The organism is Parageobacillus thermantarcticus (assembly GCF_900111865.1).
GTDB classification, from domain to species: domain Bacteria; phylum Bacillota; class Bacilli; order Bacillales; family Anoxybacillaceae; genus Parageobacillus; species Parageobacillus thermantarcticus.
The window spans coordinates 1-7,040 of the sequence record NZ_FOJS01000076.1 but is presented as its reverse complement, the minus strand read 5'-3'; the positions used below and the strand labels follow the sequence as shown (position 1 = coordinate 7,040).

Annotated in this window: 5 protein-coding genes, 23 tRNA genes and 1 rRNA gene; 28 read left to right on the top strand and 1 reads right to left on the bottom strand. The window is 45.3% G+C overall.

Annotation, left to right across the window (positions count from 1 at the left end):
- The 24 genes from rrf (at position 1) to BM278_RS17450 (ending at position 3,326) form a co-directional block, all read left to right on the top strand.
- A 5S ribosomal RNA gene (gene rrf / locus BM278_RS17565) occupies positions 1–116 on the top strand.
- A gap of 8 nt (positions 117–124) precedes the next feature.
- A tRNA-Val gene (locus BM278_RS17560) sits at positions 125–197 on the top strand.
- Between the two features lie 75 nt (positions 198–272).
- Positions 273–345 (top strand) — tRNA-Thr (locus BM278_RS17555).
- A gap of 155 nt (positions 346–500) precedes the next feature.
- A tRNA-Lys gene (locus BM278_RS17550) sits at positions 501–573 on the top strand.
- A 10-nt stretch (positions 574–583) separates the two neighbouring features.
- Positions 584–665: transfer RNA gene (locus BM278_RS17545), tRNA-Leu, on the top strand.
- Positions 666–679: 14 nt separating this feature from the next.
- Positions 680–754 (top strand) — tRNA-Gly (locus BM278_RS17540).
- A 6-nt stretch (positions 755–760) separates the two neighbouring features.
- A tRNA-Leu gene (locus BM278_RS17535) sits at positions 761–846 on the top strand.
- A 3-nt stretch (positions 847–849) separates the two neighbouring features.
- Positions 850–923 (top strand) — tRNA-Arg (locus BM278_RS17530).
- A gap of 27 nt (positions 924–950) precedes the next feature.
- Positions 951–1,024, top strand: a tRNA-Pro gene (locus tag BM278_RS17525).
- Positions 1,025–1,035: 11 nt separating this feature from the next.
- Positions 1,036–1,111, top strand: a tRNA-Ala gene (locus BM278_RS17520).
- Positions 1,112–1,127: 16 nt separating this feature from the next.
- A tRNA-Met gene (locus BM278_RS17515) sits at positions 1,128–1,201 on the top strand.
- A gap of 9 nt (positions 1,202–1,210) precedes the next feature.
- Positions 1,211–1,287 (top strand) — tRNA-Ile (locus BM278_RS17510).
- 16 nt (positions 1,288–1,303) lie between these two features.
- Positions 1,304–1,396 (top strand) — tRNA-Ser (locus BM278_RS17505).
- Positions 1,397–1,420: 24 nt separating this feature from the next.
- A tRNA-Met gene (locus BM278_RS17500) sits at positions 1,421–1,497 on the top strand.
- 4 nt (positions 1,498–1,501) lie between these two features.
- A tRNA-Asp gene (locus BM278_RS17495) sits at positions 1,502–1,577 on the top strand.
- A gap of 26 nt (positions 1,578–1,603) precedes the next feature.
- Positions 1,604–1,679: transfer RNA gene (locus BM278_RS17490), tRNA-Phe, on the top strand.
- Positions 1,680–1,704: 25 nt separating this feature from the next.
- Positions 1,705–1,780, top strand: a tRNA-Thr gene (locus BM278_RS17485).
- A 6-nt stretch (positions 1,781–1,786) separates the two neighbouring features.
- Positions 1,787–1,859 (top strand) — tRNA-His (locus BM278_RS17480).
- Between the two features lie 8 nt (positions 1,860–1,867).
- Positions 1,868–1,938: transfer RNA gene (locus BM278_RS17475), tRNA-Gly, on the top strand.
- Between the two features lie 5 nt (positions 1,939–1,943).
- Positions 1,944–2,020 (top strand) — tRNA-Ile (locus tag BM278_RS17470).
- A gap of 323 nt (positions 2,021–2,343) precedes the next feature.
- A tRNA-Asn gene (locus tag BM278_RS17465) sits at positions 2,344–2,418 on the top strand.
- A 3-nt stretch (positions 2,419–2,421) separates the two neighbouring features.
- Positions 2,422–2,514, top strand: a tRNA-Ser gene (locus tag BM278_RS17460).
- Positions 2,515–2,522: 8 nt separating this feature from the next.
- Positions 2,523–2,594, top strand: a tRNA-Glu gene (locus tag BM278_RS17455).
- A 658-nt stretch (positions 2,595–3,252) separates the two neighbouring features.
- A tRNA-Gly gene (locus BM278_RS17450) sits at positions 3,253–3,326 on the top strand.
- Between the two features lie 65 nt (positions 3,327–3,391).
- Here BM278_RS17450 and BM278_RS17445 read toward each other — a convergent pair.
- Positions 3,392–4,054 carry a B3/B4 domain-containing protein gene (locus tag BM278_RS17445; protein WP_090952338.1) on the bottom strand — a complete coding sequence of 221 codons (663 nt, stop codon included), beginning with the start codon at positions 4,052–4,054 and terminating at the stop codon, positions 3,392–3,394.
- Positions 4,055–4,129: 75 nt separating this feature from the next.
- Between BM278_RS17445 and queG the strand changes: the two genes are divergently transcribed.
- From queG to tnpA, 4 genes are all read left to right on the top strand, one after another.
- Entirely contained in the window at positions 4,130–5,302 is a 1,173-nt protein-coding gene (gene queG / locus BM278_RS17440) for a tRNA epoxyqueuosine(34) reductase QueG (RefSeq protein WP_090952335.1), read from the top strand.
- Between the two features lie 38 nt (positions 5,303–5,340).
- Positions 5,341–6,207, top strand: coding sequence for an amidase domain-containing protein (locus BM278_RS17435; protein ID WP_090952341.1), 867 nt, complete (start codon positions 5,341–5,343; stop codon positions 6,205–6,207).
- A 25-nt stretch (positions 6,208–6,232) separates the two neighbouring features.
- Positions 6,233–6,706 carry a tRNA (uridine(34)/cytosine(34)/5-carboxymethylaminomethyluridine(34)-2'-O)-methyltransferase TrmL gene (gene trmL / locus BM278_RS17430; protein ID WP_090952332.1) on the top strand — a complete coding sequence of 158 codons (474 nt, stop codon included), beginning with the start codon at positions 6,233–6,235 and terminating at the stop codon, positions 6,704–6,706.
- A 139-nt stretch (positions 6,707–6,845) separates the two neighbouring features.
- A partial coding sequence (gene tnpA / locus BM278_RS17425; RefSeq protein ID WP_143093478.1) for an IS200/IS605 family transposase occupies positions 6,846–7,040 on the top strand: 195 nt, incomplete at its 3' end.

The following is a 7,040-nucleotide window of genomic DNA, read 5'->3' as shown; positions in this document are numbered from 1 at the left end:
CTAGTGACAATAGCGGAGAGGAAACACCCGTTCCCATTCCGAACACGGAAGTTAAGCTCTCCAGCGCCGATGGTAGTTGGGGCCAGCGCCCCTGCGAGAGTAGGTCGTCGCTAGGCAGTTTGATGGAGGATTAGCTCAGCTGGGAGAGCACTTGCCTTACAAGCAAGGGGTCGGCGGTTCGATCCCGTCATCCTCCATTATATAAATGTTTGTTATTTCGATTTAGCACAATCAAGAACCTAGAATGAATTGTAGAAATAATTACTTTTTATGCCGGCTTAGCTCAATTGGTAGAGCAACTGACTTGTAATCAGTAGGTTGCGGGTTCAAGTCCTGCAGCCGGCACTGTAATAATATGAGCCATTAGCTCAGTAGGTAGAGCAACGAGCCTAGGCTTCCATGAATCCTCTACGAGTTGCCTCGACGCATCTAACATCGTTGGGTTCGCTGGCAGAGGAAGAGGCATCGAAAAAACAATGAGTGTCTTCCTTTAACTACATGAGCCATTAGCTCAGTAGGTAGAGCATCTGACTTTTAATCAGAGGGTCGGAGGTTCGAATCCTCCATGGCTCACTTTTTAGTTGCGGGTGTGGCGGAATTGGCAGACGCACCAGACTTAGGATCTGGCGCCTTTTGGCGTGGGGGTTCAAGTCCCTCCACCCGCACTTCATGTTGAAGTGCGGAAGTAGTTCAGTGGTAGAACACCACCTTGCCAAGGTGGGGGTCGCGGGTTCGAGTCCCGTCTTCCGCTCCAGTGATCGCCGGGGTGGCGGAATTGGCAGACGCACAGGACTTAAAATCCTGGGGTAGGTAACTACCGTGCCGGTTCGAGTCCGGCCCTCGGCATATGCGCTCGTAGCTCAATTGGATAGAGCATCTGACTACGGATCAGAAGGTTAGGGGTTCGAATCCTCTCGAGCGCGCTAATCATTTTAGCGAACGCTGGGAAGCGGGAAGTAGCTCAGCTTGGTAGAGCACATGGTTTGGGACCATGGGGTCGCAGGTTCGAATCCTGTCTTCCCGATTTAGAAAAGGGGGGCCTTAGCTCAGCTGGGAGAGCGCCTGCTTTGCACGCAGGAGGTCATCGGTTCGATCCCGATAGGCTCCACCATTGCAATTTAGTTTATGGCGGCGTAGCTCAGCTGGCTAGAGCGTACGGTTCATACCCGTGAGGTCGGGGGTTCGATCCCCCCCGCCGCCATTGTGTAATGGACCTTTAGCTCAGCTGGTTAGAGCAGACGGCTCATAACCGTCCGGTCGTAGGTTCGAATCCTACAAGGTCCACCATATCCTTTATTGTGATGGAGGAGTACCCAAGTCTGGCTGAAGGGGTCGGTCTTGAAAACCGAGAGGCGCCGTAAGGCGCGCGGGGGTTCGAATCCCTCCTCCTCCGCCACAAGTATAATTTAATTGCTATCGTCGCGGGGTGGAGCAGTCCGGTAGCTCGTCGGGCTCATAACCCGAAGGTCGCAGGTTCAAATCCTGCCCCCGCAACCATATTGGTCCCGTAGTGTAGTGGTTAACATGCCTGCCTGTCACGCAGGAGATCGCGGGTTCGATCCCCGTCGGGACCGCCACAGTAAAACTAGCATCAATAAAAAATGGCTCGGTAGCTCAGTCGGTAGAGCAAAGGACTGAAAATCCTTGTGTCGGCGGTTCGATTCCGTCCCGAGCCACCACTTACTCTTTTAGATGTGTACATGTGCCGGCTTAGCTCAATTGGTAGAGCAACTGACTTGTAATCAGTAGGTTGCGGGTTCAAGTCCTGCAGCCGGCACCAGATGTGGCGACTATGGCGAAGTGGTTAACGCACCAGATTGTGGCTCTGGCATGCGTGGGTTCGATTCCCACTAGTCGCCCTTGTCATGCGGGTGTAGTTTAGTGGTAAAACCTCAGCCTTCCAAGCTGATGTCGTGGGTTCGATTCCCATCACCCGCTTTCTTGGGCCTATAGCTCAGCTGGTTAGAGCGCACGCCTGATAAGCGTGAGGTCGGTGGTTCAAGTCCACTTAGGCCCACCATATTGCATATTATTTGATTGTGAGTTAAACTATAGTTAGATGATTGTCCCTCTTGCTTGCATATTTGCATATTTGATTGTGTTCTTCGCTTTGAGTTACTTCGGTATATTTAATACTTTGGTAGTAGTGGCAGAAAAAGAGAAAGAGATAGATTGATACATGTTTTAGTTTATTCCGCAATAGCTCAGCGACGAGCAAAACATCTATGAATCCGTTGCGAGTTGCCCCGACGCATCCGACACCTTAGAGGTGCTAGTAGAGGAAGGGGCAGAGGGAAAGTTCGAATACGTGTTTTGTAACAAAATAGCTACATGTTTCTTTATTCCGCAATAGCTCAGCGGTAGAGCAACCGGCTGTTAACCGGTAGGTCGTAGGTTCGAATCCTACTTGCGGAGCCATACGGAGAAGTACCCAAGTGGCTGAAGGGGACGGTTTGCTAAACCGTTAGGTCGCAGTTTTGCGGCGCGCGGGTTCAAATCCCGCCTTCTCCGCCATCGAATGTGGCCCGTTGGTCAAGTGGTTAAGACACCGCCCTTTCACGGCGGTAACACGGGTTCGAATCCCGTACGGGTCATAAAAGCACCGGGAAACTGGTGCTTTTATTCTTTTATTGATCATAATGTGTTCCAATATGGAAAACGAAATTTGTCGAATTTTTTCGTAATTATAGTTGAAATATAATGGATCCTTTGTTATAATCATTGACGTTAACTTATAGTATAGGTAAACTTGATTTTGCATATGGAATCAAAAATCGCATGAGGCGGATGTAGTTTAGTAGCGAAACAACAGCTGAGCAAAACATGGTGAATCCGCGCGAGTTGCTTTGACGCATTTGGCTTCTTTGAGTGAGCTGGTAGAGAAAGAGGCATGACAGGCAGTTTCGGATGTGTACAGTTTAAAAAAATAATATGCGGGTGTAGTTTAGTGGTAAAACCTCAGCCACGAGCAAAGCATCTGTGAATCCACTACGAGTTGCCTCGACGCATTTGACTTCTTTGAACAAGCTCGTAGAGGAAGAGGCATGGATAGTTGCGTATTGTGCACAGATTAAAAAAATAAAAAATAATGTGCGGGTGTAGTTTAGTGGTAAAACCTCAGCCACGAGCAAAGCATCTGTGAATCCACTACGAGTTGCCTCGACGCATTTGACTTCTTTGAACAAGCTCGTAGAGGAAGAGGCATGGATAGTTGCGTATTGTGCACAGATTAAAAAAATAAAAAAATAATGTGCGGGTGTAGTTTAGTGGTAAAACCTCAGCCTTCCAAGCTGATGTCGTGGGTTCGATTCCCATCACCCGCTCCATCAATTTTTTTGGGGACAACGCAGTGTTTCGTTTCTAAAAAGAACGAGGCATTGCGTTTTTATTTTTATACAATTTGAAACATAGCGTCTCCTCCGTGAATTTGTAAGAACATGTTTTGCATTGACTGCAGCAGTTTTTTACATTGCTCTTGTGTCATAGATGGCAATAAATATACAATTTGAACAGCATTTTTCGTGTCTTTTGTAACAGCTGTCCGCTGCGAATCAACAATTGGACTGCCAAATGGTCCATGAATGTCTTTTGATACGAGTTTGCGGGAAAAGTTGACAGTGCGCCCATTGATGGCGGTATATTCGTCTTGATCTGTCCCAATCTCAATGGTAACCGGTCCTTCCAATTTATCTAAATCGTAAATGCCAATCGGAATTTTATAATATAGGGAAAAGAAATTGTTCACATCAGCTGCCGAGTGAATAGTTGGGATAAAATTTTTCTTTTGGACACGTCGGTATAAGCTTTCTGATGAAGGGCGATATCTGCTAGGGTCTGTGCCGATCGCTTTAAAGGTTTTGCGCCATTCCGCTAGTTCGGGAATATCGGCAACAGCGGTTTCCTGTAAATCAAAGTAAATAGATTCTTGAAATAATTGGAGCCTTCCTTTTAACATTTGCGGAGAATCATCGACGACGATATGATTATAAAGTATCACACCGATTTTAAATTCAGGGATGGTTAGTTTTATCGCTTCGGAAACAGCAATGTCCATATCTTTTTTCACCTCTAAAATTTTTTTCTTTATTGTAGCATAGATTTCGAACTTTGGCGAAAGGAAGGATAAACGTTGGATGCGGCAGCGTTGAAACAGGAGATTATCGAATATAGCAAAACGATCGGTATTGATAAAATTGGTTTTGCTAGCGCTGATCCATTTGTCGAGTTAAAGGAACGGCTTCGTCGCCAGCAAGAGTTAGGGTATCAATCAGGATTTGAAGAGCCGGATATTGAGAAAAGAACCAACCCATCGCTGCTTTTGCCAGAGGCAAAATCTATTATTGCGATTGCCTTGGCGTATCCGTCTAAAATGAAAAATGCTCCACGTGGTACGAAGACGGAAAGAAGAGGAATTTTTTGCAGAGCGTCATGGGGTAAGGATTATCATGATGTTTTGCGGGAACGCCTTGAAAAGTTAGAGGCATTTATTTTAGAGAGAGTTCCGCATGCTAGAATGAAATCGATGGTAGATACAGGGGAACTGGCAGATCGAGCTGTTGCCGAACGAGCTGGAATTGGCTGGAGTGGAAAAAATTGTTCTATTATTACTCCGGAGTTTGGTTCTTATGTTTATTTAGGAGAAATGATCACCAATATTCCGTTTCCTCCGGATGAACCGATTGAAAGCCGTTGCGGAACGTGTACGAAATGTATCGATGCTTGCCCGACGGGAGCGCTTGTGCAGGGGGGACAGTTGAATGCACAGCGATGCATTTCGTTTTTAACACAAACAAAAGGTTTTTTAGCCGATGAATTTCGCGATAAAATTGGAAACCGATTATATGGATGTGATACGTGTCAGATGGTTTGTCCTGAAAATAAAAGAAAAGACTTCCATATCCATCCGGAAATGGAGCCGGACCCTGAAGTGGTGAAGCCGAAATTAATTCCGCTTTTGCATATAAGTAACCGAGAGTTTAAAGAAAAGTTCGGTTCGCTTGCCGGTGCATGGCGCGGGAAAAAACCGATTCAGCGGAATGCGATTTTGGCGTTAGCGCATTATAAGGACAAAACTGCGGTTCCTCATTTGCTCAAGTTATTAAAAGAAGATAGCCGTCCCGTCATTCGTGGAACGGCAGCATGGGCGCTTGGAAAAATAGGCGATACGCGTGTTGTGTCTGATTTAGAAGAAGCAAGCAGAATGGAAAAAGATCCGGAAGTCCTTTCTGAAATACAAAAAGGATTGCAGTTATTGTGTTCGAAGAATGAGGAAAAGGGAAAAAACCGCTCGCCTCTAACGTAAAATGAATAGCAAAGCAAAAGCGAAAGTGGTGAGCGATGGTGAAAAAACAGCTACAATGTTTATTAGAAAAAAGAGCGCAGCTTTTCGTGTCTGAAGACGAACGCAATGTAGAAGAAGCGGTGGCAAGAAAGCGACGGCTATTCGAGAGACGAGGTGCAGAAATTGTCCGTTGCACGATTAACAGTCAAATTATAAGCAAGCACGTAATGGAAAAAGAGGGAAGACTCGCCTACTTGGCGCATTATCGGTTTTTAGTAAAGCATGGCGCTGGGATGTACGTAGAGGAACAGGTCGAGAAAAGAAGAGCGTATTTTGAACGTGGAGAGCTAGTCAAGGATGAAAAAATCGCCGCCGTAGAATCGGAAACGGTTCACCCCCGTTTAGAAAGAGAGATGTTAGTGGATGAAAGAATTTCCTATGAATATGATCGGGCAAGGGCGGTGCGTTATGCCGAAACGTGGTGGAACAGCTATAATCCAGCGTTTCCGCGGTTTGAAGTAGATTGCACGAATTTTGTTTCCCAATGCGTGTACGCAGGTGGAGCACCGATGACTGGATATCCGAATCGTGCAAAGGGCTGGTGGTGCAAAAAAAACAATTGGAGCTATAGTTGGGCAGTGGCCCATTCTTTCCGTTGGTACTTAAGCGGAACACGCGTTGGCTTGCAAACGGTTGAAGTATCATCACCAGAACAGTTGATGGCTGGCGATGTTATTTGTTATGATTTTCAAGGAGACGGCCGCTTTGATCACTCAACGATTGTCGTGGCGAAGGATGCGAACGGAATGCCGTTAGTGAACGCTCATACAACGAATAGCCGCATGCGCTATTGGTCGTATGAAGATTCCACAGCGTACACGCCTAATATTCGCTATAAGTTTTTTCATATTATTGATCGAAAGTAACAATATTGCTTTGAGGTGAATCGATATGCCACTACATGTAGTATTATATCAACCGGAAATCCCAGCAAATACGGGGAACATTGCACGCACTTGCGCGGCGACAGATACGGCGCTTCATTTGATTCGTCCGCTTGGCTTTTCCACAGATGATAAAATGTTAAAGCGTGCGGGACTGGATTATTGGCCGTATGTCAATATTTCTTATTATGATTCGCTAGACGAGTTATTTGAGCGGTATCCGCACGGAGAGTTTTATTTTATCACGAAGTTTGGTAAAAAATATTATGATTCCTTCGATTTTAGCGATACCGAAAAAGATCTTTTTTTTGTGTTTGGGCGTGAAACGACAGGATTGCCAAAAGATTTGCTTGAAGCGAATATGGACCGTTGCCTGCGCATTCCGATGAATGATAAAGTCCGTTCATTAAACCTGTCGAATACCGCCGCTATTTTAGTGTATGAAGCGTTGCGCCAACAAAAATTTAACGGTTTATTTTAACATCTTTCCGAAAGAAGTCTCCCACTTCTAAACGAAGTGAAAGTGGGAGATGAATTTCGGTTAGGTATAGCCTAAAATTGTCTCTTTTTTGTGTGTTATGATATAATCAGTTTTAGAAAAATGAAAGGCTGTTGTATCAATGAAATTAGACAATAATAACCATTCAGTGTTCCTATTGTATTATCATCTTGTGCTGGTTGTAAAATATCGCAGACAAGTGATTGATGATACCATATCTGACTATGCAAAAGATATGTTTGTGAGATTGGGTAAAAATTACAATATTTCCTTGGTCGAATGGAATCACGATATGGACCATGTGCATATTTTGTTC